Genomic DNA, 24,420 nt, shown 5'->3' on the forward strand with positions numbered 1-24,420 from the left:
CAGATAGTGAGAGACATATCAGGCTCATTAATAATCATCCAAATTATTAATGAGCCTGAGCATTTTCTCCTTTTACATCAGTAAAGTCATCCATCTCTACCCGGTTTCGTCCGTTTTCCTTGGCGCGGTAAAGGGCCTTGTCGGCGACCAATAGCAGCGGCTCAATATCAGGCACAGCCTGATGGACAAAGCTGGCACCTATGCTGACAGTCACTGCTATTTGCTGGTCATCGCCAATGTCTATGGATGTATTGGCAAGCTTGTTGCGCACGCGTTGCGCAATCATTTCTGCCTGCTTGCGTCCACAGCCCGGCAATATGGCGGCAAATTCTTCACCGCCGATGCGGCCTAGAATATCAATATCGCGCAGGCCTGCACTCGCTATGCGCGCAAAAGCGATCAATACCTTGTCACCACCGGCATGCCCGTAGGTATCATTCACATCCTTGAATTTATCAATATCCAGCATCAATACGGCTACTGGTCTGTTTTGTTCAGCAAGCTTTGTCAGCAGGCTGGAAGCACGCTCATTAAAGGCTCGGCGATTGAGCAGGCTGGTTAGTTGATCATGTTCAGCAATGTATTTAAGTCGCCTCAGGAGTTCTTCGCGTGCAGCCATGATGCAAGCCACTGTTAACGGCGCCAGTGCCAGCAGACTCACTCCTATGCGTATCGAGAGCAGCATGGGGCGCGAATTCATGTTGATGATGGAAATCGGCAGGTAGCCAAGCGACATCGAGATCAATACCCAGCCGCTATATAGCAAAGTCAGTATGCTGGTGATGAAAATGTCGTAGCTCAATGCACACCACAGCAGGGCCGGAATAGGAAAAACAGGCGCACCCGGGCCTCCTACCATGATGCCCAGGGTAAAAGACATCAGAAGCACACAAATGGGCAAAATTTTGCCGGGATCAATATGCTCAGTCTTGAAAGTGCGGCGGCGGTTTAATCTGACCCCTGATAAATCCGGCAAGCTCAGCATGACAGGTAAAACTGCCATCAAATTGACCAGTTCATTCACGAACCAGAATGTCCAGCCTTTGAGTGGACTGACATTGGACAGTATAGGATCTGTCATCGTACCAACCACGCCAGCTACTGCAGCTGCGCATGATGCTACCAGCGCAAGGTAAAGTACAGAAAGCGGGTGTTTCAAGCGCCGATGTTCATCGTCCAGCCAGGAAAAAAGCAAAACACCTGCGATGACGCAGGCAAGATTGCCGCCAGTCAGCATTAAACTGGCATATAAATTCTGGATTGTGATTGCGCCAGCTGGGTTGCAAGTCAAGCAGTAGGCAGTAATATAAGCCGCTATTGCCCCTAGCCATCCACCGGCATTATTTAATCGGCGAAAGCGTACAAATAACCCAATCAACAGCGCGTTGGCTGGCCACAAGGCTGCGAGATGCCCCATGGAACGGCTGAGTATCCCTAGCAGACATGCAGCAAACACGACAACGCCAATAATGGCTGCCGCCTTGATTTTCTCTGTCCAGCTTGATGTGGGATGCATCATCAATTCAAAAACTCCAGTTCGTCGTTGGCGTTGAAATGAATAATTTCTGGCTTATACCATCTGAGTTAAATACGGGTTTTCAACTTCAGATTTTCCGATGTTCTGCTGGGCTATGGGCTAAAGTACTGTAGAAGATAGTAAGTCATGCAGGCAGATCACGAGTTATTTCATCAGGATTTCACCGAGATTTCAGCAAGTCTGAATTATTTTCACATGCGGGAGTATTGGAATTAAAATAAAATAATACGCTCGTACTATTTTGCGGTATAGTTAGCAAAAATAAGCTTACACCAGATTTTTAAAAGCACTGAACTGGCAAATCCAAGCAGTATTTCACCTATAGGAAGAGACATGAGCGCCGAATATCAAGTGAATGGCAATATCGCCGTAATTACCCTGAACAATCCGCCTGTAAATGGCTTGGGTCACGCCACCCGCACTGCAGCTGTGAATGGCATGAAACAGGCCTTGAACGATGATGCTGTCAAAGCCATCGTCATTACAGGTGCCGGTAAGGCATTCTCCGGCGGTGCGGATATCAAAGAATTCAATTCCCCCAAGGCTTCTGCAGAGCCTAGCCTGCATACGCTGATCAATGTGGTCGAAGGGTCTGACAAGCCAGTCATCGCTGCTATTCATACTGTTTGCATGGGCGGTGGTCTGGAGTTGGCCTTGGGTTGTAATTATCGCGTCGCATCCAAAGGTGCGCAAATAGCCTTGCCTGAAGTTAAATTAGGCATATTGCCTGGAGCTGGTGGTACGCAGCGCCTACCGCGCGTACTGGGCCTGGAAATGGCTTTGAATATGATCGTTTCCGGCACAGCAGTGCCGTCTGAAAAACTGGACAAGACAGCGATCTTCAATGAAGTGGTGGAAGGCGATGTACTGGAAGCGGCACTCGCATTTGCTGCAAAAGTTGCTGATGTGCGCCCATTGCCAAGAGTACGTGATATCAAGATTGATTATCCGAACTATGAAGCCTATCTGCAATTCTCCCGCAATACCGTACGCGCCATGGCTGGCCCTTTCCCCGCACCTTTGAAATGCGTGGAAGCAGTGGCAGCCGCAGTCACCAAGAAATTTGACGATGGCATCAAGTTTGAGCGTGAATTGTTTGTCGATCTGGTGCAAACCACAGAATCCAAAGCCCTGCGGCATGCCTTCTTTGGCGAGCGCGCTGCCAGCAAATTGCCAGATGTACCGGAAGATACACCAACTCGTCCCATCAAATCGGTTGCCGTTATCGGGGCTGGCACCATGGGTGGTGGCATTGCGATGAACTTTGCGAATGCTGGCATCCCTGTGCAAATTCTGGAAATGAAGCAGGAGGCGCTGGACAAAGGCCTGGCGACTATCCGCAAGAATTATGAAAACACGCTTAAAAAAGGCAAGCTGACGCAAGAGAAATTTGACCAGCGTGTGGGTTTGATCACAGGTACTTTGTCGTATGATGAGATTGCTCAGGCAGATATCGTTATTGAAGCTGTCTTTGAAGACATGGGCGTCAAGGAGCAAGTCTTCAAGAAGCTCGATGAAGTCATGAAGCAGGGCGCAATTCTGGCGTCGAATACATCCACACTGGATGTCGACAAGATTGCTGACTTCACCAAACGCCCTGAAGACGTCATTGGTACCCATTTCTTCAGCCCGGCAAATGTCATGAAATTGCTGGAAATCGTACGCGGCAAGAAAACTGCCAAAGACGTATTGGCGACTGTATTGGGTCTGTCCAAAAAAATCAAGAAAACTGGCGTGGTATCTGGCGTTTGCGATGGCTTCATTGGCAACCGCATGATAGAACAATACAGCCGTCAGGCGGGTTTCTTGCTAGAAGAAGGTTGCACACCTGAGCAGGTAGATAAAGCAGTAGAAAAAATGGGCTTTGCCATGGGGCCATTCCGTATGGGCGATCTGGCCGGCAATGATATCGGCTGGTATATCCGCAAACGCCGTTACGTAGAAAAGCCACAGATTACTTACTCCAAAACAGCAGATTTGCTGTGCGAACTTGGGCGTTTTGGTCAAAAAACCGGTGCAGGCTGGTATGACTATAAACCGGGTGACCGCAAAGCCTATCCTTCAAGCATTGTGAATGACATGATCATCCAGCATTCTGCAGACCTGGGCATTACGCGCCGTAAAATTTCTGATCAGGAAATTGTCGAACGCCTGATATTTGCGCTGGTCAATGAGGCAGCTTACATCCTGGAAGAGGGTATCGCGACACGTGCGTCTGATATCGATATGGTGTATCTGACTGGCTATGGCTTCCCATTGCATACTGGTGGACCTATGTTCTATGCTGATACGGTAGGCTTGCCTAATGTAGTCATGGCCATGGAGAAATATGCCAAAGGCCGCCATGGCGACGCCTGGAAGCCAGCTCCTTTGCTCGCAAAACTGGCTGCAGAAGGAAAAACTTTCAATTAAACAAACTTAATTGAAATTAATAAATGGCTTGCCTGGAAAATTAATCTTTAGGCAAGCCATTTTCTATTGGTAAAGAAGTAATCTCACCAGTAAAAAACTGCCGGGCTACAGATATCCACCTCCCAAAGCCCATAATTTCTCTATAAATCATGGGCTTGTCTGCAAGTCACCAAAAGCACAATGCTATAATGTGCGGTTAATCCCCATCTTTATTGCAAAAGGTTTTCTGTGCTTTCTACCGCTAATATCACCATGCAGTTCGGCCCTAAGCCGCTGTTTGAAAATATCTCTGTCAAATTTGGCGAAGGTAACCGCTATGGCCTGATTGGTGCCAACGGCTGCGGCAAATCCACATTCATGAAGATTCTTGGCGGTGACCTTGAGCAATCTTCAGGTACGGTCATGCTGGATCAGAATGAGCGTCTGGGTAAATTGCGCCAGGATCAGTTTGCTTTTGAAGACATGCGCGTGCTGGACGTGGTCATGATGGGCCACATAGAAATGTGGGCAGCCATGTCAGAACGGGATGCGATTTATGCCAATCCTGAAGCGACTGATGACGACTACATGAAAGCGGCAGACCTGGAAGCCAAGTTTGCTGAATATGATGGCTACACTGCCGAGGCACGTGCCGGTGAATTATTGCTGGGCGTAGGCATACCAACTGATCAACACCAAGGTGTCATGAGCGCGGTTGCGCCAGGCTGGAAACTGCGTGTCTTGCTGGCACAGGCTTTGTTTTCCAATCCTGACATTTTGTTGCTTGATGAGCCAACCAATAACCTGGACATCAATACCATTCGCTGGTTGGAAGATATTCTGAACGAACGTAATTCCACCATGATCATCATTTCGCATGATCGCCATTTCCTGAATCAGGTATGTACACACATGGCCGATATGGATTACGGCACGCTGAAAGTATATCCAGGTAATTATGACGACTACATGCTGGCATCTTCACAGGCACGTGCGCAGCAAATGGCGAACAATGCCAAGGCCAAGGAAAAAGTCGCTGAGCTGCAAGACTTTGTGCGCCGCTTCTCTGCGAATAAATCCAAAGCGCGTCAGGCAACTTCACGTGCCAAGCAGATTGATAAAATCAAGATTGAAGATTTCAAACCATCCAGCCGCCAGAATCCTTTCGTGCGTTTCGATGGCGAAAAGAAATTGCATCGTCTGGCAGTGGAAGTGCAATCCCTGAGCAAAGCTTATGACAAGCCATTGTTCAAGAATGTCGATCTAATGGTCGAAGCAGGGGAAAGAATTGCGATTATCGGTGCCAACGGCATCGGTAAAACCACGCTGTTGCGTTGCATCGGTGGCGATGATATCGCAGGTTTGCATGCAGATTATGGTACGGTCAAATGGGCAGAGAATGCCAATGTCGGCTATATGCCGCAAGATCCTACCGAGGAATTTGCATCCGATAAAAACTTGACTGACTGGATAGGTCAGTGGACACAAGAGGGCGATGATGACCAGGCCGTGCGCTCCATCCTGGGCCGACTGTTGTTTGGTGGTGATGACGTCAAAAAATCAGTCAAGGTTTTGTCCGGCGGTGAAAAGGGTCGCATGATGTATGGCAAGCTGATGCTGGGTCGCCATAATGTTTTGCTGATGGATGAGCCAACCAACCATATGGATATGGAATCTATCGAATCACTGAATATCGCGCTGGAAAAATATGCAGGCACTCTGATTTTTGTTTCGCATGACCGTGAATTCGTGTCTTCGTTGGCGACACGTATATTGGAAATCAAGGAAAATAAAATCATCGACTTCCAGGGTACGTATGAGGAATACCTGAGCAGCCAGGGTATTGAATAAGCGGGAATAAGCGAGTAGTGAATAAAGCAAAAGCCAGGTTCGCCTGGCTTTTTTACGTGCGTAAGTTTGGCGACTATTTAAATTTTACTTAGCCAGGCTTTACTCAATTAAGCTATACCAAGAAGTAAATCAAGTCTGTCGCTCAGACTGCGTGCCATTTCTGGCCCTTTGGTTTTTTGAACTGCCTCCACATATGTCTGCCGCAGGGCACGAAAATCATCGATATTTGCTGCACGCTCTACCTTGAGTTGCAGACCATAACCACGCAAGCCTATGGTACTCTTGATAGTCTCATTGTAGAAGTTGTACAGTGCCTGGAAACGCTCGGCATCTGTCATTTCCAGTGCAGCAGGCTCTGGCGATTTTGTTGCAATGCTAGTTGTCGTCGCTATTGATTCAGATGCTGGAGAAGAATCTGTAGCGGTGGGAAAAGTTTCGGCCAGTACAGCAACCTCAATAATGAATTCCTGCTCCAGCAGTTCTTGCAGATTTTGTTCTGTCAAACCCAATGCTGCCACTTTTTTCATGATATCAGTAGCTGTTTGCTTGCCGTCTATCATGACCAGTAAAGTGCGCAATCTGGATGCCAGTTGATACTTTCTGGTCGTGATTTCTTCGCGGCCTTTTTCGGTCTTGTCGTAGATGCTTGCGTTCATATCCAGCTACGGCCTTTGCTTGTATCAATATGTCAGAAATTGTTTCTATTTTTTTCTGAGGATACATCAATTCAGCCTGACTGCCAATGAAATGCAGGCACATGCCCGCTCTTATCTTTGATTAGATGCGTTGCGGATTAGTTTTACAGGTTTTAATTCGGAAGGTGTGGAACAAGCGTCGTTTGATGAAGACGAGCAATTGCTGCAACCAGAGCCACAGCCAGCAGTTTGCTTGACCATCTTGGCAAAAAGAGGGGCAAGTGCAGGAACGTAGCTGACACTGAATGCCCTGATTTTTTCCTTAGTCGTTGCAGGCATCCATTTCAATAACAGATATCCGGACGCCAGAGTCAGCAACAGAACTGCGATGAGGTTTTGCATGTCTTATCTCCCCAGGAACAAGCTGGAAATATGATAGGTCAGGAAAGAGGCACAATAAGCAAGGCCAAATAAATAAGCCGCCATGATGGCCGGGTAACGCAAGGTATTGGTCTCACGTTTGACAACGCTCAGGGTCGCCACGCATTGCGGTGCAAAAACATACCAGGCCAGCAGGGAAAGGGCGGTTGGTATGCTCCAGGAGTGGGCAATCAAGGGTTCAAGCGAGCGACTCAGTTCTTCACCGGATTGTGAGAGTGCGTATACCGTCCCTAAAGCTGCAACAGCAACTTCACGGGCTGCCAATCCAGGTACCAGGGCAATACAAATTTGCCAGTTAAAACCAATAGGCGCAAATATCACTTCCAGCGCACGTCCTAGGTAACCGGCAATGCTGTAATAAATCGGTGGCTGCGTTGCATTTTCTGGCGCGCCAGGGAAACTGCTGAGGAACCACAGCAAAATCATGAGAGACAGAATAATGGTGCCGACGCGGGTGGTGAAAATCTTGATTCTCTCCCACAGACCCAGCAGCAGGTTCCGTACATTTGGCCAGCGGTAGTCAGGCAACTCCAGCATCAAAGCCTGTTGATGTACTTCGCTACCCCATTTCTTTTTAAAGAAGTAGGCCACCAGCATGGCTGAGACTATGCCACCCAGATATAAGACAAACAGCACCAGTCCCTGCAGATTCAATATGCCCAATACAGTCTGATCAGGAATAAAGGCCGCGATGATCAGGGCATATACAGGCAGGCGCGCTGAGCAGGTCATCAAGGGGGCGATCATGATCGTCACGAGCCGGTCACGCGGATTTTGGATTGTCCTGGTTGCCATGATGCCGGGGATGGCGCAGGCAAAGCTCGACAGCAGGGGGATGAAGGCGCGACCTGACAGGCCGACTTTGCCCATGACCCGATCGAGCAAAAACGCTGCACGTGGCAAATAGCCGGAGTCTTCCATGATCAGGATGAAAAAGAACAGGATGACAATCTGCGGCAAAAACACCAGCACGCTACCGGCACCGCCTATCACGCCCTTGACCAGCAAGCCTTGCAGTACGCCGGGCGCCAGCGCTGATTCAACTGAGGTGCCAGCCGCATCAATGCTTGATTTGATCAAATCCATCGGTGCCTGTGCCCAAGCGAATACTGCCTGAAATACCAGGAACATCAGGGTCGCAAAAATGACGGGGCCGACAGCAGGATGCAAAATCCAGCTATCCAGGCGATAACTCAAACTGGCCGCGCGTTCGCTGACTGCGTCAACATCTTGCGTGACGCAGGCAGCCAACACCGCATTGGCTTGTTGTTGCAAGCTCTCAGGGCTTTGTGCAGAAAGTGCATGCGGTGTGATGTTGCCATTTGGTCGCAGCGTTTGCGCCAGCGCCTCTAGTTCAATCAGAAGGGCATCGATACCTTTCGGATCGACTGCAATGGTCTCGACCACTGGAATATTCAGCGCGCGGCTTAAAGCAGCAATATCTATGTGGATATGGCGCTTCTTGGCAATATCCATCATATTCACTGCCAGTATCAGCGGTTGGCCAAGTGCCAGCAGTTCAAACACCACCCGCAGGCCGCGTTTCAAGTTAGTTGCATCGACTACGCATACCACGGCATCTGGCATGGTTTCATCAGTGCGTTGGCCGGTGACGACTTCCTGGGTGATTTTTTCATCAGGTGTGATGGCGTGCAGGCTGTAAGTACCTGGCAAATCCAGCACCTGCCATTGACGCCCTGCATCAGAACGGAATTTACCTTCTTTCCGTTCTATCGTGACACCTGCATAGTTTGCTACTTTTTGTCGCGCACCTGTCAATCGATTGAATAGTGCAGTTTTTCCGCAGTTAGGGTTGCCGACAAGAGCGATGAGCGGAGAAAACAATTCGTTCACTATGTTCCTACTTTTCCTGAGTGAGTAACGCCGGGGACAACGCCAATCAAGGCTGCTTCAAAATTTCGCAGTGCAAAGGTAGATTGGCCTATCCTGACTGCTAATGGTTCTCCGCCAAAATAGCCTTTGTGTAATATCTTTACCGACTCGCCTTTAACAAAGCCTAGTTCTTTAAGGCGGCGGGTAATATTGAACAGGCTATCGTCTTTCGCATCGCCTTGCTCTTGAACATCTTCAACGACGCCGGAGTCTCCGACTTTCATCAGATTCAATGTGGTAGCAACTGCATGCTGCAATGGCAAACTGCTCATGGCGTAATTCCTGTGACAAAGAAAAAATGCAACTCTAAATGATAATGAGAATATATATCAATACCGCTTTTGTTTCAATCGCTATACAGGCTGGCAGTGGCAAGCTTTGCGATTCCTCAGAGATTTGTGAAGTTTATTTTTCTTTTAGTAACAAACCTGTCTTTTAATTAATTATTTAAGCGCGCAACCTTAAATAAATTCTTGTATGAGAGGGGATAATAAAATATAGTTGTATTGTGCAACTATATATGAATGAGTCATGAACCCTGCAATGTCATCGCCTCCTATTCAAGAAATCCGCGATGCTTCGCGCAGACTGGTGCGGGAGCTTGGTTTTATGAAGCCAACACTTGCTGGTACAAGTCTGCCTGCATCTGCAGTACATGCCTTAATTGAGATTGGTGAACATGGCACGTTGAGTGCAACGGCACTTTGCGATCTGCTCTGTCTAGAAAAATCCAGTGTCAGCCGTATGGTGCGCAAACTGATAGACAGCGGTGAGTTGATCGAGACCAGCAGTCAAAAAGATGCGAGAGGGAAAGAACTCGCATTAACAGCACAAGGCAGGCAGACCCTGGACGGCATCAACCAGTTCGCTCACCTGCAAGTCAGTAATGCATTGAAAAACATTCCTGTGTCAGTTCATGAAAAAGTGCGGGCTAGCCTTTTTACATACGCAAGAGCACTCGCGGCCGTCCGTGAGGGCGTGTCGCCAACTTTACTTCATGAGGTTAGTGTTCAATCCGGCTATCACTCTGGTGTGCTTGGCCGGGCGGTAGAAATGCATGCGCGCTACTATGTGCGTACTTCAGGATTCGGGCATTTTTTTGAAGCCAAAGTTGCCAGTGGCATGGCTGGATTTATCGGGCGCCTCGATAAGCCATGCAATCAACTATGGTCTGCAGTCAGTGAAGGCAAAGTTGTCGCCACCATCGCGATCGATGGTGAAGACCTTGGCGACAATATTGCTCACTTGCGCTGGTTTATCGTCGATGACGAATTACGCGGTAGCGGGATAGGCAGGCGTTTACTGAGTGAAGCAGTTTCCTTTTGTGAACAGCAGCAATTCAGTGAAATACAGCTATGGACATTTAAAGGCCTGGATGCAGCACGCCGCCTTTATGAGCAAGCGGGTTTTATCATGCTTGAAGAGCTCCCAGGCCGGCAATGGGGGGAGGAGGTCATAGAACAACGATTTGCCCGCCCCATTATTCGGTAAATCCTGTTAATTCTGGCGGCTGATATTGGCAGTGCAGAGGCGACATGCTTGCGAAATTATTTTATTCTGTGAAAATCCATGACCCAATTGGTTTCCCAATGAGTACCAGCATCTACTGAAAATGCCTGCTCCCAGCGAGGTTGATCGGGCGCTGGCATGCTCCATAAAAAGCGCACTCGTATTGCCTGGCCAGCGTAAGTGTCATTTGCATAAAATTGCCCTTCGCTATTCACAAAACTTCCCTGCATGGGCACGTCCAACTGAGTCGGGTAACGGCCATCCAGCCACCAGATGGACCAGATGCCTTTTTCTACATCGAATGAACGTAAGGTCGCTGCACGGTATGCGCCACCTGGCATATCAAGCAAGTTGTCATCGACGTTGCCAGCGCCGCCAAGGATTTTGCTGACAGAGGTATTGCCATCAAATTCCAGCCAGTCCTGGCAGTTGGCAAGCCGCTCTTTAAGGCGGCGGTGTTTGACCTTCCAATTACCAATAAAAAAATCAAAGTCGGCAACGCCTGTAGTATTTGTTGTGATATTCATGTTTTCTCCTCGGTTAAACATGCTTCGGCAGAAGCAATAAGCGAAAGAATAGAGACTATATAGGGCATAATTCATCCTATTAATTGCATAAACTTGGCATATGCCTCAAAGTTATCATCCGACCACCCGCGTCCTTGCGTTGCTGGAACTCTTGCAAAATCAAGGGCAGATCAGTGGTGCTGACCTGGCACAGAAACTGGATATTGACCGGCGCAGCCTGCGTCGCTATATCGTCACTCTTGAGGAAATGGGCATACCCATCATGACCGTGCGAGGTCGCCATGGTGGGTATTCCATCATGCCGGGTTTTAAATTGCCACCCATGATGTTTAATGAAGAGGAGGGCTTTGCCATTTCCATTGCCCTGTCTGTCGCACGTCAAATGAAACTACTGGACGCTGCGTCGTCCATAGAAAGCGCACAGGCAAAATTACAAAGAATCCTGCCGGACAAACTCAGGCAAAGATTGAAGGCCGCAGATGCAGCGATAGAACTCAATCTTCAATCCGCAGCAGTGCCGGCTGATAAAGAGATCCTGGCCATGCTAAGCCATGCCGTTGCGCACAAACAAGCGATGCACTTGCGATACCGAGGTGCGAATGATGTGGAGAGTGAAAGGGTGGTCGATGGCTATGGTCTGGCCTTTCACGCAGCATGTTGGTATTTCGTTGGCTTTTGCCATTTACGACGAGATATACGTAGTTTCAGGCTGGACAGAGTGATACATTCAGATTTACGGGCCAGGCATTTTGATGTCCCTGCCAATTTCAGTGTCATCACATATCTGCGTAGCGCTGTGGCGACTATTCCCCGTGCCTACAGTGTCGAAGTCTTGTTGAAAACGGATATGGAAAGGGCGCGCGGACATTTGTCTGACTCGATTGCTGTGTTGGAGCAAACTACGGAGGGAGTACTGTTGTATAACCAGTCTGAAGATTTGACTTGGTTTGCAAGACAATTGGCCGCTTTGCCCTTTGATTTTGAAATTCGTAAGCCTGCGCAATTGCACACTGAGCTTAAAGACGTGGCAAACCGCTTATTACAGAATTGCCTGCCCTAATCTGAGATAAACGCCACAATGCATATAATTTCTTCTTTTAATGAAGAAATTATTCTTTTTAGGCTTGTGAATTAGAAAAAACTATGACAAGATGGTATGGTCAATAATGAAAAAGCCTTGAAATTAACCAGCATATGAATACGCAAAGCACTTATCAATCACTGATTCAGGCAAGTTCAGGTCTCGCGACGCGGGCAGGCAGGCTATTGGGCAAGTGGATGGGGATAAGCGAAGTTGATGTTCTCGCTGCAGGAATGATTTCTAGGGCGGCACTGGTGCCATCATGGGAAATAGCCACGGGCTTTGACGGCCAGGATGGCGGCAGTGAGTTCGCATTTTGCAGGACTATGATGATGGACATTCGGGGTGCAAACCCTTGAAATCAAGAAAGCAGATATGACACTGCTACTTGATGAGAGCTGAAAAGCCCGGATGCCTGCAAAGCTCCGGGCTTTTTGCCTTTTTGGTTTCTAAAATTCATGCTTTGACAGATGAGCATTGGAAAAACAGTAGTAAAACCCGCCGTTTGGCGGTCGTGCCGGAAAACGCCGGATAACACGGGATTCTTTAACAATTCGGGAAGATGCATAGATAGCCCCTTCCGCTACATGTTTGTCCATGTGACGGACAAGGGGGCATGCTGTGAATATCGAATGATATTCACAGCATGTTAAAAGTGACTTGAGATCAGGTCATTTTTAACATGCTGGCGCTTCATTTTGTGATGAGGTCTATACTTTCCAATACGGATAACACTGCAAAAAAGAAAATTCCTGTGGCGGGTTCAGGCATGTATTTTGTCATCCTATAAAAACAAGAAAAATAGAAAATTATGTTTATGATTTATTGGTCCATCTGTACTGATGGAAAAGAACAGGCATGCTCGAAAGAGTTTGCCAATGACTGCATGGCTGATGCCTTGCAATTCACTGAGTCTTTGCGCGCAGAGCAGCGTCAGGGCGCAGCGATTCGCCATATCACCATGTCGTGTGAGAATCCTGATTCAGTTGGTCACGCAGGTGTCGCTGATGCTGGGCCAGAATATTCCTGGAAAAAACGTCGTTAAATGCAGTGAAATGCCGATTCGGCTGAAATTTGATCATCATGCCTTACAGCATCAGCAAATCGTGGCTACAATGAAAGAACAAGTCGTCGTGATGGCGATGGCATGTGCAGCGAGCACCTATCAATCCGTCTTCCCAAATTGGAAAAACATCCCATACAAACAGGTGATGTATGCAACAAATATTGGTTTTGGATATAGCAGGGGTACCATATGACTGGATAAGTCAGAACGACGCTGCGACTCAATACGCCGCAAAAAAAGTGGCATGGGATATAGGTGATCAGGTCATCATGCTGCGTGGTGGCTACAACAAGGATGGTGAACAATCAAAAATCTTCATCAAGCCTATTATTTCTATACGTAATAGTGAACGTATGTCCAGGAACAGCCGTCATCAGATTCCCTTGGGCGACGGTAACCGTCTGCTATATGCGCGCGACAGGCACATCTGTGCTTATTGTGGCGAGACTTTTCCTTACCAGGAATTATCGCGCGACCACATTCTGCCAACTTCTCGCGGTGGAAAAGATGCCTGGGAAAATTGCGTAACTGCTTGCAAGGAATGCAATCACGCCAAAGGTAACAAGTTTGTGCATGACTTCAAACCTTTGATTTATGTGCCGTATGCACCTTGCCGTTTCGAGCATTTCATCCTGAGCGGCAGGAATGTGATTGCTGATCAACTGGAGTATCTTGCAGCGAAATTACCCAGACACAGTCGTCTGTTGTAGCGCGTGGGCATGAATCCTTGTCGCATGTAAGTGGATTCATGCCTTTTTAAATTCAGGATTTTATTCAAGGCGCACAATTGTCAGTGCAATTTATAACATGCATTTACAATGCATGTTATATGAGGTATGATGGCTCCACATTAACTTTTAATTTCACCGCTTGTTTAAAGTCTTTCATTTTCATCTGGCTTTAAACATGTATTTCAAATACATTTACATAATTGAATATGTTAAAAATTAATACAAGAAATCTAGTAAAAGCCACGGTGCCGGTATTGAAAGAACATGGTGTCGCCTTGACCCGCCATTTTTATGCGCGCATGTTTTCACATAACCCGGAATTGAAATCTGTCTTTAATCAGGGTAATCAGCAATCTGGCAGCCAGCAACAAGCTTTGGCAATGGCTGTGTTGGCGTATGCCGAACACATTGATGACCCTTCGGTCCTGATGCCGGTATTGACCCTGGTAGCGAACAAGCACGTCAGCGTTGGCATCAGGGCAGAGCATTATCCTGTCGTTGGCATGCATCTATTGGCATCGATCAAAGAGGTATTGGGTGACGCTGCCAGCGATGAGTTATTGGCAGCCTGGGCTGCAGCCTATGGGCAACTGGCAGATATATTGATTGCACAAGAGAGCGCCATTTATGCAAAAGCGGCAATGACCCCCGGAGGGTGGACAGGATGGCGCGGCTTCATCGTCAGCAAAAAAATAGTGGAAAGTGAAGAAATAACGTCCTTCTATCTGCAACCTGCCGATGGTGGATCGGTGCCTGATTACAAGCCTGGTCAATACATCTCAGTCAAAGTATTTGTTCCTGAATTGGGCATGATGCAACCACGTCAATACAGCCTTTCATGTGCGCCTGGTCAAGCCTATCTGCGTATATCAGTCAAACGCGAGGCTGCAATGGCGACCAAACCAGCAGGCCTGGTTTCCAATGTATTGCACAGGGATTGTCATGAAGGTGCATTAATTGATGTGGCGCCACCTATGGGGGATTATGTTTTGCATGAGGACAGGGATACCCCCGTGGTTCTGATCAGTGCCGGTGTAGGTGTAACCCCCAAACTTGCCATGCTGGAGCATTTACTCAAACAAAACACCAAGCGCAAAATACGTTTCGTGCATGCTTGCAGGCATGGTGGAGTGCATGCATTCAAACAACAAGTTCGTGAATTGAATGAGCAATACGGACAAATCAAATCATTGACGTATTATGAGGCGCCGCGTGCAGAGGATCTGCAGTCCGTAGATTATGATCAGCAAGGGCGACTGGATCTGCAGGCTGTGGCGAGTGATTTTATTTTACCTGAAGCCGATTATTACATCTGTGGACCGCGTCCGTTCATGCAGGAACAAATCGCCAGTTTGCAGAGTCTGGGCATTGCATCTGCACGGATACATAAAGAGGCTTTTGGGAGTGGCGGATTCGCACACTGATGAGACAGCGCAATGTCAGGCCTGGTTTGATTTGAAACCTATGATATTGCCTTGCTGTAGCTCTGTATTAATGTGATTTTTCAGGTCAAATAAAATCAGGTGATGGTCCAGTGCGCAACTCATGTTGCCAACGAATTGCGCACTGATTCAATCTGAATTTATTCAGGAACGTGTAATTGGCAAGCCCAGATCTTCAGTCAGGCTGATATGTTTGGCCAACTCCAGTTTGGCGATCGCATTTCTATGCACTTCATCCGGGCCATCTGCCAGACGTAAAGTGCGGTTGCCAGCCCATTGCGCCGCCAGCGGGAAATCGCCAGAAACACCGCCCGCACCATGCGCTTGTATGGCCCAGTCCAGCACTTGCTGAGTGACGTTCGGCGCCAATACCTTGATCATGGCGATTTCTGCCTGCGCATGCTTATTGCCGACGGTATCCATCATGTAAGCTGCCTTCAAGGTCAGCAGACGTGCCGTATCAATTTGTATGCGCGATTCGGCAATTCGCTCACGCCAGATGCTTTGTTCAGAAATCTTCTTGCCAAAGGCAGTGCGGCTGTTCAGGCGTTTGCACATCAATTCCAGTGCGCGTTCTGCGACTCCTATGGCGCGCATGCAGTGATGGATGCGGCCAGGGCCGAGACGACCCTGGGCAATTTCAAAACCACGACCTTCACCCAAAAGAATATTCGATGCAGGCACACGCACGTTTTCAAACAGGATTTCGCAATGGCCATGTGGCGCATCATCATAACCAAAGACCGGGAGAGGGCGGACCACAGTAATGCCCGGAGTTTTGGCATCCACCAGTATCATCGATTGTTGTGAATGGCGCGCAGCGTTGAAGTCTGTCTTACCCATCAGGATGTACACGGCACAACGCGGGTCACCTGCGCCAGATATCCACCATTTATGGCCATTGATGACATAGTCATCGCCATCGCGGTCGATGCGGGTTTCGATGTTGGTGGCATCTGATGAAGCAACCCCAGGTTCGGTCATGGCAAAGGCAGAGCGGATTTCACCACGCAAGAGTGGTTCCAGCCATTGCTTCTTGTGCTCTTCGCTGCCATAGCGCTCTATGGTTTCCATATTGCCGGTGTCAGGTGCTGAACAGTTGAATACTTCCGGCGCCCAGCTTACACGACCCATGATTTCGCACAATGGAGCGTAATCCAGGTTCGACAAGCCTTCTGGCGCACGTACCGATTTTGGCAAGAATAAATTCCACAACCCTTGTGCACGCGCTTTTGGTTTTAAATCTTCAATGATCTGGGTGGCGATCCAGCGATTGCCTTTTTCCAGCCCATTGCGGTCAATTTCTTCTTTATAGGCTTTTTCATTGGGATAAATATGCTCATCCATGAAACGCAAGAGCCGGCCTTGCAAGTCTTTACAGCGATCTGAGTATTCGAATTCCATGTTGTCTCCAATAATATTGTCGTTTTGCGCTGCTCTGGACCTGAAAGAATTTATAGTCTGAAATGATGATTAGTTGTTAGCGTAGCTCCAGCCTAGTTCAGCCATGGGGCGTGCCGCTTCTCCTGATTTCTTGGCCTGGGCGCTGGATGCTGTGCCATCGACATAGCGTTTCATGATGCCTTGCAAGATCCCTGCCATGCGGAACAGGTTATAGACCAGATAAAAATTGAAATCTTCCTGGCGTATGGTTTTACCGGTACGCTCGCAATATTTGGCAATGTATTCCTGCTCATTGGGGATGCCCAATCCCTTGTGATCAAGGCCGGCAATGCCGCGGAACTGACCGGGGGTTACATGCCAGCTCATGCAATGATAAGAAAAATCAGCAAGGGGGTGACCAAGCGTTGACAGTTCCCAATCCAGTATCGCCATGATGCGTGGCTCAGTTGGGTGGAACATCATATTGTCGAGTCGGTAATCACCATGCACGATGCTGGTGTCGTCACCAGGTGGGATATTATGCGGCAGCCATTCTATGAGTTTGTCCATGGCTTCGATTTTTTCAGTTTCGGAAGCATGATACTGTTTGGTCCAGCGGTCAATCTGACGGGCGAAATAATTGCCCGGCTTGCCGTAGTCGGCCAAGCCTATGGCGGCGTAGTCTATGGTATGTAATTGGGCAATGACGCGATTCATTTCATCGTAAATATCTGCCCGTTGCGCAGGCGTCATGCCGGGCAGCGATTGATCCCACAGCACACGGCCATCAACAAATTCCATGATGTAGAAGGCGCGGCCTATGACATCCTCATCCGCACACAAGGCATATTGGCGAGCTGCCGGGAAGCCTGCCTTGTTCAAGGCATTCATGACCTTGAATTCACGTTCGATCGCATGGGCAGAAGGCAGCAGTTTTGCGACCGGACCAGGTTTGGCACGCATGACATAGCGCTGATCACCCGCACTGAGTTTGAAAGTAGGGTTGGATTGCCCGCCCTTGAATTGCTCCACCACCAGCTTGTCTGCGAGACTAGCGTCAAAACCTTCCACATGCTGGCGCATGTAGTCTGCCAGCGCCGCCACATCAAATTTTTGACGGTCTGCTACCGGCATGGTGCCCATGAATTCTTCAAACATCGGTGTCTCCCAATTGTTTCAGTTTTTGTATGATCTTACTCCTGGCACAGGTGGATGTGCTGGATGAGCTGAAACTATTCTAACTCAAATAATAGAACGTCCGTACTATTATTTGAGTCGTATTTGTCCATCCCATTGATACCGTTATATTATCTGGAGATGAATTTTACATAAGTGGAAACGAGTAATGGGAATACGTGTTAAATACCAGTTGGTTGGAGCCGATGGGTTTCGGGAGTGCTTTCTCGCAGACATCAAGAAATTTTCAGAAGAAATTTTTCCAATTATGGAAGAGTGGCCAGACGATTTCCCTAAAATGTTTAAAGAAAAAGTATTGGACATCGTCGAAAGAGGCGCCGCTGCGCTCATTACTTCGAATATCGAAGAAGCAGAGCTCATCGATGAGATTGTTTTCGAGTATTGGGACCTACTTCATAACGAGCAAAATGAATATATCAGCTCGCCTATAAAACATTACAATTATCCAGGTGCGCTTTCAGAGGTGTTGCCTAATTGTTCTAATCCTGCATCTGATTACTATCAAATGCTTTTGTTTGAAGGGCGCACTGTAGTTGCATGCCCAGACTATTCTTTCAAGTCACCGGACGGAATATTTTGCTTGTCCTGGCTTTACCCTCACGAAATTATCGAGTTGAAAACCGAGATTAATTCTTTTGAAGGAATTTTGAATGGCGATGAAAACGCTGTCCTTGCAGTTGATTTACTACTGCGTGCTTTAACAAAAGCCGAGCAAAGTCGTTGCAGCCTTTTAGTCACAATAGGTTGATGGCAGCATTATTTGCATATGAGTGTATTAAAGTAGTTTCAGTGCTTCAATTGCGACACTCAAAGACTCGCCCATGACGGTTTTTTGATAATACGCGCTGTATAAAAAAACGAGACTTTTAAGCGGCTTGTTGTTGAGTCTGGTTCAATACTGCAGACTTGTATTTCTTTTACAAATCTACCCTGCAAGGAAATGCACATGCTCAGAAATATCATTGTCGTTTTCACTATTTTTCTGATCACATCTATGCCAGTGAAAGCAGCCCCTGGTTATGTGATTATTGATGCCAGTAAACCCAATGTGACATCGTATACATCAATACCCAAGTCCCTGACTGACGTTGATCTTGATAAATTAAGGGGACAAGTCAGTGCACAGGCTGGGGTCAGCATGGAAACATGGGAGGCCTTCAAAAACAATTTACATTTGCTCGTAGAAGCTAAAATAAAAAAGAATGAATATCCCGAACTGATCATAAAAGAAGGACTAGCCGACTTTCTTGAAAAGTTTGAGGGTATTCCATTGGGTTTGACATGGAATGGCGGGATAGCTCTAACGTACAATGATTACATACATGCGAAAAGAACTTATCAGCAATATTTGGAAAAGCCGGATTCTGTTGCCAGGGTAAACGAAAGAAACCGCGATCCCGTGCATCCTGCTAATCACTTGAAAGTGCTGGTATCAAATATGAGCAAATAAGCTCAAATAAGCAAAAATAGATCAGTGGCCTACGCCAGTTTGATGCCTGCCTAGGCAAGCCATAAAACAAACAACTTTGTTCAAAGCAAGTTCAATACCCCATCCAACCCGACAAAATTCAGGGCCACATCGGCCTGTGCACGCACCACAGGCTTGGCCCTGAATGCGACTGACAAGCCAGAAATTTTCATCATCTTCAAGTCATTCGCACCGTCACCCATGACGATGGCCTGGCTGGTGGTAATGCCCATCTCGGCACAGACGCGTTCCACGGTTCTTTGCTTTTCATTAGCATCGACGATAGTGCCTATGACTTTGCCGGTCAGTTTGCCGTCCTGAATTCCAAGTACATTGGAGTGAGTGTAGTCCAGATTCAGGCGGGACTTCATGCGGTCGGTGAAGAAAGTAAAACCACCGGATACCAGCAAGGTCTTGAGGCCAGCTTGCTGTATGGTCTTCAGCATTTGGTCTGCGCCCAGGGATAATTGCAGGCGTTCGTCATATACGCGTTGCAGGGCGCTGGCGTCCAGTCCTTTGAGCAAGGCGACGCGACGGATCAGGCTTTCCTGAAATTCCAGCTCGCCGCGCATGGCGGCTTCGGTGATTTCTGCTACCTGCGGTTTCAGACCCTGCATGTCAGCGATTTCATCGATGCACTCTATGGTGATCAGGGTTGAATCCATGTCCATGGCGACCAGCTTGAAATCTGCCATGGCAAGTTGCTGATCCAGAGCCGTGATATCCAGTTGAGCAGCAAAGCAGCGTTCGCGTATCGCACTCAAGATCTGTTCATCATATTCTGCATCATCAAGACGCACTGCCTGGGCATTCAATTGCACCAGTTTTGCCCTGGTCTGGCTGGTGATATCCTGGATGAGTGCGGTGTTATTGCTGAGCGTATTGTTCAGGCCTTGTATGGTCAAATGCATAGTCGTCTCTTTTTATTCACTTATTTTATTTGCTGATTTTATTCACTTATTTTATTCAACTAATTAGTGCAGTGCCTTGATGGTAGCCTTGATCTGGGCTACGCGGCTGGCAAGGTCGGGCATGGCGGCAGTGATGCGCAGCTTGTCCTGACCATTGAGCTTGATGTTTTTGTTCTTTTGCACCAGTTCTATGATGCGCATGCCGTCTATCGGCGGCTTGGGTTCAAATTGCAGGGTTGCTGCTTCGCTATGCGCATCTATCTTGATGATGCCGAGAGGTTTGGCTGCGACGCGCAGTCTGTGTGTTTCCAGCAGTGATTTAACAGGTTCCGGCAATTTGCCAAAGCGGTCTATCATTTCTTCCTGCATATCATCAATGCCATTGGCGCTGCTGCAATTGGCCAGGCGCTTGTAGATGGACAGGCGCTCGTGCACGTCACCACAGAATTCATTCGGCAGCAGGGCAGGGATGTGCAGGTTGATTTCTGTTGTCGTAGATAATGGTGCAGCCAGGTCAGGTTCTTTGCCATTCTTCAGCGAGCGTACAGCCTCACTAAGCATGTCGGAATACATCTGGAAGCCTATCTCATGCATTTCGCCAGACTGGTTATCACCCAGCACTTCACCAGCACCACGAATTTCCAGGTCATGCATGGCCAGGTAAAAGCCGCTTCCAAGTTCTTCCATTTGCTGGATGGCTTCAAGACGACGATTGGCCTGTTTGGTCAAGCTTTGCACATCATGCACCAGCAAATAGGCATAGGCCTGGTGATGCGAGCGACCTACGCGCCCACGCAATTGATGTAACTGCGCCAGGCCAAATTTATCGGCTCTGTGCATGATGATGGTATTGGCGGTTGGTACGTCGATGCCGGTTTCGATAATCGTGGTACACAGCAAAATATTATGGCGTTGGGCCACAAAGTCACGCATGACTTTTTCCAGGTCACGCTCATGCATTTGGCCATGTGCCACGACGACACGTGCCTCTGGCAGCAGGGCTTCCAGCATGGCCTTGCGGTTTTCTATGGTTTCCACTTCATTGTGCAGGAAATACACCTGGCCACCACGCTTCAGTTCACGCAAGCAGGCTTCGCGGATGACGGAATCATCTTCGCCGCGTACAAAGGTCTTGATTGCCAAACGCTTTTGCGGTGCAGTCGCGATGACAGAAAAGTCACGCAAGCCTTCCAGTGCCATGCCCAGGGTACGGGGTATCGGTGTTGCTGTCAGCGTCAATACATCGACCTCTGCACGCAAGGCCTTCAAGGCTTCTTTCTGGCGTACACCAAAGCGGTGTTCTTCATCAATAATCACCAGGCCAAGGCGCGAGAATTTGACGTCGTCAGACAGTAATTTATGCGTGCCTATGACGATATCAACAGTGCCGTCGCCCATGCCTTTCATGGCGGTGCTGATTTCCTTGCCAGAACGGAAGCGTGATAGTTCAGCAATTTTCACTGGCCAGGCGGCAAAGCGGTCAGCAAAGGTTTGAGCATGTTGCTCTGCCAGCAGGGTGGTAGGTGCCAGGATGGCGACTTGCTTGCCACCCATGACTGCAACGAAGGCGGCACGCAGGGCGACCTCTGTCTTGCCAAAGCCAACGTCGCCGCAAATCAGCCTGTCCATGGGCTTGCCGGAGGTCATGTCTCCAATCACGGCGGTGATGGCGGCGGCCTGGTCTGGCGTTTCATCAAAGCCAAAGCTGTCTGCAAAGGCTTCGTAGTCACGCGCAGAATATTCAAAGGCATGACCCTGGCGCGCGGCGCGACGGGCATACAGGTTCAACAGCTCGGCGGCAGTATCGCGAATTTGTTGCGCGGCTTTTTTCTTGGCTTTTTCCCACTGACCTGACCCCAGACTGTGCAAAGGTGCATCATCTGGCGAAGCACCGGAATAGCGAGAAATGACATGCAGTTGCGATACCGGCACATACAGCTTGGTGTCTTTTGCGTATTCCAGATGCAGGAATTCAGTTTCACCCTCGCCCAGATCCATGCTGATCAGGCCCATGTAGCGGCCTATACCGTGGTTGCTATGGACGACAGGATCGCCAATTTTCAGTTCTGACAGATCGCGCACCATGTGCTCGACCTGGGTGACAGCTTCCTGCTTTTTGCGACCTATGCGCTTGCCACTACCGGCGTACAATTCAGCTTCGGTAATAAAGGCCAGGCCATCTGCCAGCACAAAGCCGGCGTGCAGAGGCGCAACGCCCAGCATCAGTTTGGCATCTGCTGTGGCAAAGTCAGTATAACCTTCACACAGGCTCAGGCGGATGTCGTATTCAGTGAAATATTGCTGTAAGGTTTCGCGCCGGCCCAAAGTCTCGGCGCAAATCATCACGCGTTTATCTGTTTGCAGCAAGAAGGATCGCAAGTTCGTCAGCGGATCGTCCGCGCGGCGATTGACGGCGATATCTGGTAAAAAGCTGGATACTTCAGAAGCCGCAGCGGCTTTGTCTATGGCCGCGATAGTCCAGCGTGCCAGCGGTTTCATCGCAGCAAAGAAGTCTTCGTCGCGTAAAAATACAGTTTCTGGTGCCAGTACCGGGCGTTCGCGGTCAGACTTTAAAAATTGGTAGCGTGAGCGGGTATCGTTCCAGAAACGTCGAATGGCATCGTCGATATCGCCTACCAAGGCAAAATGCGGCGCTTCTGGCAGATAGTCAAACAGGGTAGCGGTTTTCTCAAAGAACAGCGGCAGATAATATTCTATACCGGCTGAAGGTATGCCATTGCCTATGTCCTTGTAGATGCTGGAACGTGAAGGGTCACCTTCAAAAGTTTCGCGCCAGCGGCTGCGGAAGGCAGTTCGGGCTGGTTCATCCATAGGGAATTCGCGCCCAGGCAGCAAGCGCACTTCCGGCACAGGGTAGAGCGAACGCTGGGTGTCGGCATCAAAGGTGCGTATGGTTTCTATGGTGTCGCCAAACAGATCCAGCCGGTAAGGCAGGGCCGAACCCATGGGGAACAAGTCGATCAACCCACCGCGCACAGAATATTCACCCGGCGACATAACCTGGCTTACATGGCTATAACCTGCCAGTGTCAGCTGGGTTTTTAGCTTCGCCTCGTCAAGACGGTCACCTTTTTTAAAAAAGAAGGTGTAGGCTGCGAGGAAAGAGGGCGGCGCCATGCGTAGCAAAGCCGTCGTTGCCGGTGCCAGCAAGACATCGCAATTGCCATTCTGGATTTCATGCAAGCTGGCCAGGCGCTCAGACACCAGGTCCTGATGCGGGGAAAAGGCGTCGTAAGGCAGGGTTTCCCAGTCTGGCAGCAAATGACAGCGCAGTTCCGCATTAAACCAGGGGATTTCATCCAGCAGACGCTGGGCGTCTCCCGGGTTGGCGACAAAAATGGTCAGCATGCGCTTGTCAGCCTTGAGCGCCGTCGCTGCTTGCGCCAGGGCATAAGCATCGGAAGAACCATGCAAATTGGGGAGTGCCAGTTTATGGCCGGGTTTTGCTAAGGATTTGCTGAAATCAAATGACATTGCGGCTATACATGTGGGATGCCGTAAAAGCTGCTTACGGAACAAGATACGCGGTTAAAATGAGCGCCTAATTATAAACGAAGGGGCTCTTTCTTATCGGGGTCGCTTCAAGAGCTTGTGACATTCATGGAAAAACAATTGCAAGAACATCATTTTGAAGCTGAAAAGGTGGCAAATACGCCTCGCTATATTGCGCTGATTCCTGCTGCAGGCGTGGGTTCGCGTATGGGTGCAAGTACACCTAAGCAATATATGCGTATAGGTAGTAAATCAGTTTTGCAGCACACTGTCGATGCATTTCTTGGTTTCTCAAAAATACAGCATTCCTATGTTATCGTCAGCCCGAATGATGCGTATGTCGATGAATATCTGGCAAAAGCAGAAAACCTGAGCGTCTTGCGCTGTGGTGGTGCCAGCCGTCGTGATACGGTTAGAAATGGTTTGAGCGAATTAGCCAATACTTTGAGCAATCAGGACTGGGTACTCGTGCACGACGCCGCCAGGCCAGGGTTGACATCAGGTTTGTTGCAACATTTAATTGATAGTGTTGCTGATGATGCAGTCGGCGGCTTGCTTGCCTTGCCTGTGGTTGATACCGTCAAGCGAGTACAAAATGGCAAAGTGCAAACCATACCGCGTGATGGCTTGTGGATGGCACAGACCCCGCAAATGTTCCGTTATCAGTTGTTGTGCGACGCCCTGGATGCAGCGGATCAGGTCACCGATGAAGCTAGTGCTATTGAAGCGGCTGGCCATGCCCCCATACTGGTTGAAGGACATGTGCGAAACATGAAGCTGACTTTGCCAAGCGATATTGCATTGATTGCCCAGTATTTGAATAGCCCGGAAGAATAAAGGAAGC

The 24,420-nt window shown here is 48.7% G+C and carries 22 protein-coding genes; 11 read left to right on the forward strand and 11 right to left on the reverse strand.

Features of this window, described 5'->3' with window-relative positions; genetic code table 11:
* Positions 1–46 precede the first annotated feature (46 nt).
* Complete coding sequence (locus tag ACO0LN_RS15020) at positions 47–1,519, reverse strand: diguanylate cyclase (protein ID WP_422975086.1); 1,473 nt, start codon at positions 1,517–1,519, stop codon at positions 47–49.
* Positions 1,520–1,870: 351 nt separating this feature from the next.
* On the opposite strand from ACO0LN_RS15020, the gene ACO0LN_RS15025 reads away from it, so the two are divergent.
* Both ACO0LN_RS15025 and ACO0LN_RS15030 read left to right on the forward strand, forming a co-directional pair.
* Positions 1,871–3,949, forward strand: coding sequence for a 3-hydroxyacyl-CoA dehydrogenase NAD-binding domain-containing protein (locus ACO0LN_RS15025; protein ID WP_422975088.1), 2,079 nt, complete (start codon positions 1,871–1,873; stop codon positions 3,947–3,949).
* A 228-nt stretch (positions 3,950–4,177) separates the two neighbouring features.
* Positions 4,178–5,779 carry an ABC-F family ATPase gene (locus ACO0LN_RS15030; protein WP_422975090.1) on the forward strand — a complete coding sequence of 534 codons (1,602 nt, stop codon included), beginning with the start codon at positions 4,178–4,180 and terminating at the stop codon, positions 5,777–5,779.
* Positions 5,780–5,886: 107 nt separating this feature from the next.
* On the opposite strand, the gene ACO0LN_RS15035 is transcribed toward ACO0LN_RS15030, so the two are convergent.
* The 4 genes from ACO0LN_RS15035 to ACO0LN_RS15050 all read right to left on the reverse strand — a co-directional run bounded on the left by ACO0LN_RS15035 (position 5,887) and on the right by ACO0LN_RS15050 (position 9,020).
* The gene (locus ACO0LN_RS15035; RefSeq protein WP_422975092.1) at positions 5,887–6,435 is read right to left on the reverse strand and encodes a hypothetical protein; all 549 of its coding nucleotides are present in this window, start codon (positions 6,433–6,435) and stop codon (positions 5,887–5,889) included.
* Between the two features lie 111 nt (positions 6,436–6,546).
* Positions 6,547–6,816 (reverse strand): hypothetical protein, encoded by a 270-nt coding sequence (locus ACO0LN_RS15040; protein WP_422975094.1) that lies wholly within the window; start codon positions 6,814–6,816, stop codon positions 6,547–6,549.
* A gap of 3 nt (positions 6,817–6,819) precedes the next feature.
* Complete coding sequence (feoB, locus tag ACO0LN_RS15045; protein ID WP_422975096.1) at positions 6,820–8,709, reverse strand: ferrous iron transporter B; 1,890 nt, start codon at positions 8,707–8,709, stop codon at positions 6,820–6,822.
* Positions 8,709–9,020 carry a FeoA family protein gene (locus ACO0LN_RS15050; RefSeq protein WP_422975097.1) on the reverse strand — a complete coding sequence of 104 codons (312 nt, stop codon included), beginning with the start codon at positions 9,018–9,020 and terminating at the stop codon, positions 8,709–8,711. The genes feoB and ACO0LN_RS15050 overlap by 1 nt, the downstream gene beginning before the upstream one ends.
* A gap of 337 nt (positions 9,021–9,357) precedes the next feature.
* On the opposite strand from ACO0LN_RS15050, the gene ACO0LN_RS15055 reads away from it, so the two are divergent.
* Positions 9,358–10,239, forward strand: a complete 882-nt coding sequence (locus ACO0LN_RS15055; RefSeq protein WP_422975099.1) for a bifunctional helix-turn-helix transcriptional regulator/GNAT family N-acetyltransferase — start codon at positions 9,358–9,360, stop codon at positions 10,237–10,239.
* 56 nt (positions 10,240–10,295) lie between these two features.
* Here the strand turns inward: ACO0LN_RS15055 and ACO0LN_RS15060 are convergent, their stop codons facing one another.
* Positions 10,296–10,784 carry a DUF1579 domain-containing protein gene (locus tag ACO0LN_RS15060; RefSeq protein WP_422975101.1) on the reverse strand — a complete coding sequence of 163 codons (489 nt, stop codon included), beginning with the start codon at positions 10,782–10,784 and terminating at the stop codon, positions 10,296–10,298.
* Positions 10,785–10,884: 100 nt separating this feature from the next.
* On the opposite strand from ACO0LN_RS15060, the gene ACO0LN_RS15065 reads away from it, so the two are divergent.
* Entirely contained in the window at positions 10,885–11,844 is a 960-nt protein-coding gene (locus tag ACO0LN_RS15065; RefSeq protein ID WP_422975103.1) for a helix-turn-helix transcriptional regulator, read from the forward strand.
* Positions 11,845–12,010: 166 nt separating this feature from the next.
* Here the strand turns inward: ACO0LN_RS15065 and ACO0LN_RS15070 are convergent, their stop codons facing one another.
* Positions 12,011–12,205 (reverse strand): hypothetical protein, encoded by a 195-nt coding sequence (locus ACO0LN_RS15070; protein ID WP_422975105.1) that lies wholly within the window; start codon positions 12,203–12,205, stop codon positions 12,011–12,013.
* Between the two features lie 471 nt (positions 12,206–12,676).
* On the opposite strand from ACO0LN_RS15070, the gene ACO0LN_RS15075 reads away from it, so the two are divergent.
* The 4 genes from ACO0LN_RS15075 (at position 12,677) to hmpA (ending at position 15,086) form a co-directional block, all read left to right on the forward strand.
* Entirely contained in the window at positions 12,677–12,910 is a 234-nt protein-coding gene (locus tag ACO0LN_RS15075; protein WP_422975107.1) for a hypothetical protein, read from the forward strand.
* Positions 12,873–13,124: a hypothetical protein gene (locus ACO0LN_RS15080; RefSeq protein WP_422975109.1), complete on the forward strand. Its 252-nt coding sequence runs from the start codon at positions 12,873–12,875 to the stop codon at positions 13,122–13,124. The genes ACO0LN_RS15075 and ACO0LN_RS15080 overlap by 38 nt, the downstream gene beginning before the upstream one ends.
* Positions 13,081–13,641, forward strand: a complete 561-nt coding sequence (locus ACO0LN_RS15085) for an HNH endonuclease (RefSeq protein WP_422975111.1) — start codon at positions 13,081–13,083, stop codon at positions 13,639–13,641. The genes ACO0LN_RS15080 and ACO0LN_RS15085 overlap by 44 nt, the downstream gene beginning before the upstream one ends.
* 227 nt (positions 13,642–13,868) lie before the next feature.
* The gene (gene hmpA, locus ACO0LN_RS15090) at positions 13,869–15,086 is read left to right on the forward strand and encodes an NO-inducible flavohemoprotein (protein WP_422975113.1); all 1,218 of its coding nucleotides are present in this window, start codon (positions 13,869–13,871) and stop codon (positions 15,084–15,086) included.
* Positions 15,087–15,248: 162 nt separating this feature from the next.
* Here the strand turns inward: hmpA and ACO0LN_RS15095 are convergent, their stop codons facing one another.
* Together ACO0LN_RS15095 and ACO0LN_RS15100 are read right to left on the reverse strand one after the other, a co-directional pair.
* A complete protein-coding gene (locus ACO0LN_RS15095; RefSeq protein ID WP_305260073.1) occupies positions 15,249–16,508 on the reverse strand; it encodes an acyl-CoA dehydrogenase family protein in 1,260 nt (419 codons plus the stop codon).
* A 69-nt stretch (positions 16,509–16,577) separates the two neighbouring features.
* Positions 16,578–17,645, reverse strand: coding sequence for a phosphotransferase (locus ACO0LN_RS15100; RefSeq protein WP_422975115.1), 1,068 nt, complete (start codon positions 17,643–17,645; stop codon positions 16,578–16,580).
* 187 nt (positions 17,646–17,832) lie between these two features.
* On the opposite strand from ACO0LN_RS15100, the gene ACO0LN_RS15105 reads away from it, so the two are divergent.
* The gene (locus ACO0LN_RS15105) at positions 17,833–18,432 is read left to right on the forward strand and encodes a hypothetical protein (RefSeq protein ID WP_422975117.1); all 600 of its coding nucleotides are present in this window, start codon (positions 17,833–17,835) and stop codon (positions 18,430–18,432) included.
* 198 nt (positions 18,433–18,630) lie between these two features.
* Positions 18,631–19,134 (forward strand): hypothetical protein, encoded by a 504-nt coding sequence (locus ACO0LN_RS15110; protein WP_422975119.1) that lies wholly within the window; start codon positions 18,631–18,633, stop codon positions 19,132–19,134.
* A gap of 80 nt (positions 19,135–19,214) precedes the next feature.
* Here ACO0LN_RS15110 and serB read toward each other — a convergent pair whose 3' ends face one another.
* Together serB and mfd are read right to left on the reverse strand one after the other, a co-directional pair.
* A complete protein-coding gene (serB, locus tag ACO0LN_RS15115; RefSeq protein ID WP_422975121.1) occupies positions 19,215–20,063 on the reverse strand; it encodes a phosphoserine phosphatase SerB in 849 nt (282 codons plus the stop codon).
* A 63-nt stretch (positions 20,064–20,126) separates the two neighbouring features.
* Entirely contained in the window at positions 20,127–23,558 is a 3,432-nt protein-coding gene (mfd, locus tag ACO0LN_RS15120; RefSeq protein WP_422975123.1) for a transcription-repair coupling factor, read from the reverse strand.
* Between the two features lie 126 nt (positions 23,559–23,684).
* On the opposite strand from mfd, the gene ispD reads away from it, so the two are divergent.
* Positions 23,685–24,413, forward strand: a complete 729-nt coding sequence (gene ispD, locus ACO0LN_RS15125) for a 2-C-methyl-D-erythritol 4-phosphate cytidylyltransferase (RefSeq protein ID WP_422975125.1) — start codon at positions 23,685–23,687, stop codon at positions 24,411–24,413.
* Positions 24,414–24,420: the final 7 nt, after the last annotated feature.

The organism is Undibacterium sp. TC9W (assembly GCF_049339865.1).
GTDB lineage: Bacteria > Pseudomonadota > Gammaproteobacteria > Burkholderiales > Burkholderiaceae_D > Undibacterium.

Bases quoted from the DNA above. Each gene is read 5' to 3' on its own strand.
- ACO0LN_RS15105 (WP_422975117.1), top strand. From the start codon at position 17,833: ATGGGAATACGTGTTAAATACCAGTTGGTTGGAGCCGATGGGTTTCGG.
- ACO0LN_RS15085 (WP_422975111.1), top strand. From the start codon at position 13,081: ATGCAACAAATATTGGTTTTGGATATAGCAGGGGTACCATATGACTGG.
- ispD (WP_422975125.1), top strand. From the start codon at position 23,685: ATGGAAAAACAATTGCAAGAACATCATTTTGAAGCTGAAAAGGTGGCA.
- ACO0LN_RS15080 (WP_422975109.1), top strand. From the start codon at position 12,873: ATGCTGGGCCAGAATATTCCTGGAAAAAACGTCGTTAAATGCAGTGAA.
- ACO0LN_RS15110 (WP_422975119.1), top strand. From the start codon at position 18,631: ATGCTCAGAAATATCATTGTCGTTTTCACTATTTTTCTGATCACATCT.
- serB (WP_422975121.1), bottom strand. From the start codon at position 20,063: ATGCATTTGACCATACAAGGCCTGAACAATACGCTCAGCAATAACACC.
- mfd (WP_422975123.1), bottom strand. From the start codon at position 23,558: ATGTCATTTGATTTCAGCAAATCCTTAGCAAAACCCGGCCATAAACTG.
- ACO0LN_RS15070 (WP_422975105.1), bottom strand. From the start codon at position 12,205: ATGTCCATCATCATAGTCCTGCAAAATGCGAACTCACTGCCGCCATCC.
- ACO0LN_RS15025 (WP_422975088.1), top strand. From the start codon at position 1,871: ATGAGCGCCGAATATCAAGTGAATGGCAATATCGCCGTAATTACCCTG.
- ACO0LN_RS15035 (WP_422975092.1), bottom strand. From the start codon at position 6,435: ATGAACGCAAGCATCTACGACAAGACCGAAAAAGGCCGCGAAGAAATC.
- ACO0LN_RS15040 (WP_422975094.1), bottom strand. From the start codon at position 6,816: ATGCAAAACCTCATCGCAGTTCTGTTGCTGACTCTGGCGTCCGGATAT.
- ACO0LN_RS15100 (WP_422975115.1), bottom strand. From the start codon at position 17,645: ATGTTTGAAGAATTCATGGGCACCATGCCGGTAGCAGACCGTCAAAAA.
- ACO0LN_RS15060 (WP_422975101.1), bottom strand. From the start codon at position 10,784: ATGAATATCACAACAAATACTACAGGCGTTGCCGACTTTGATTTTTTT.
- ACO0LN_RS15055 (WP_422975099.1), top strand. From the start codon at position 9,358: ATGAAGCCAACACTTGCTGGTACAAGTCTGCCTGCATCTGCAGTACAT.
- ACO0LN_RS15075 (WP_422975107.1), top strand. From the start codon at position 12,677: ATGTTTATGATTTATTGGTCCATCTGTACTGATGGAAAAGAACAGGCA.
- ACO0LN_RS15065 (WP_422975103.1), top strand. From the start codon at position 10,885: ATGCCTCAAAGTTATCATCCGACCACCCGCGTCCTTGCGTTGCTGGAA.
- ACO0LN_RS15020 (WP_422975086.1), bottom strand. From the start codon at position 1,519: ATGATGCATCCCACATCAAGCTGGACAGAGAAAATCAAGGCGGCAGCC.
- ACO0LN_RS15095 (WP_305260073.1), bottom strand. From the start codon at position 16,508: ATGGAATTCGAATACTCAGATCGCTGTAAAGACTTGCAAGGCCGGCTC.
- hmpA (WP_422975113.1), top strand. From the start codon at position 13,869: ATGTTAAAAATTAATACAAGAAATCTAGTAAAAGCCACGGTGCCGGTA.
- ACO0LN_RS15050 (WP_422975097.1), bottom strand. From the start codon at position 9,020: ATGAGCAGTTTGCCATTGCAGCATGCAGTTGCTACCACATTGAATCTG.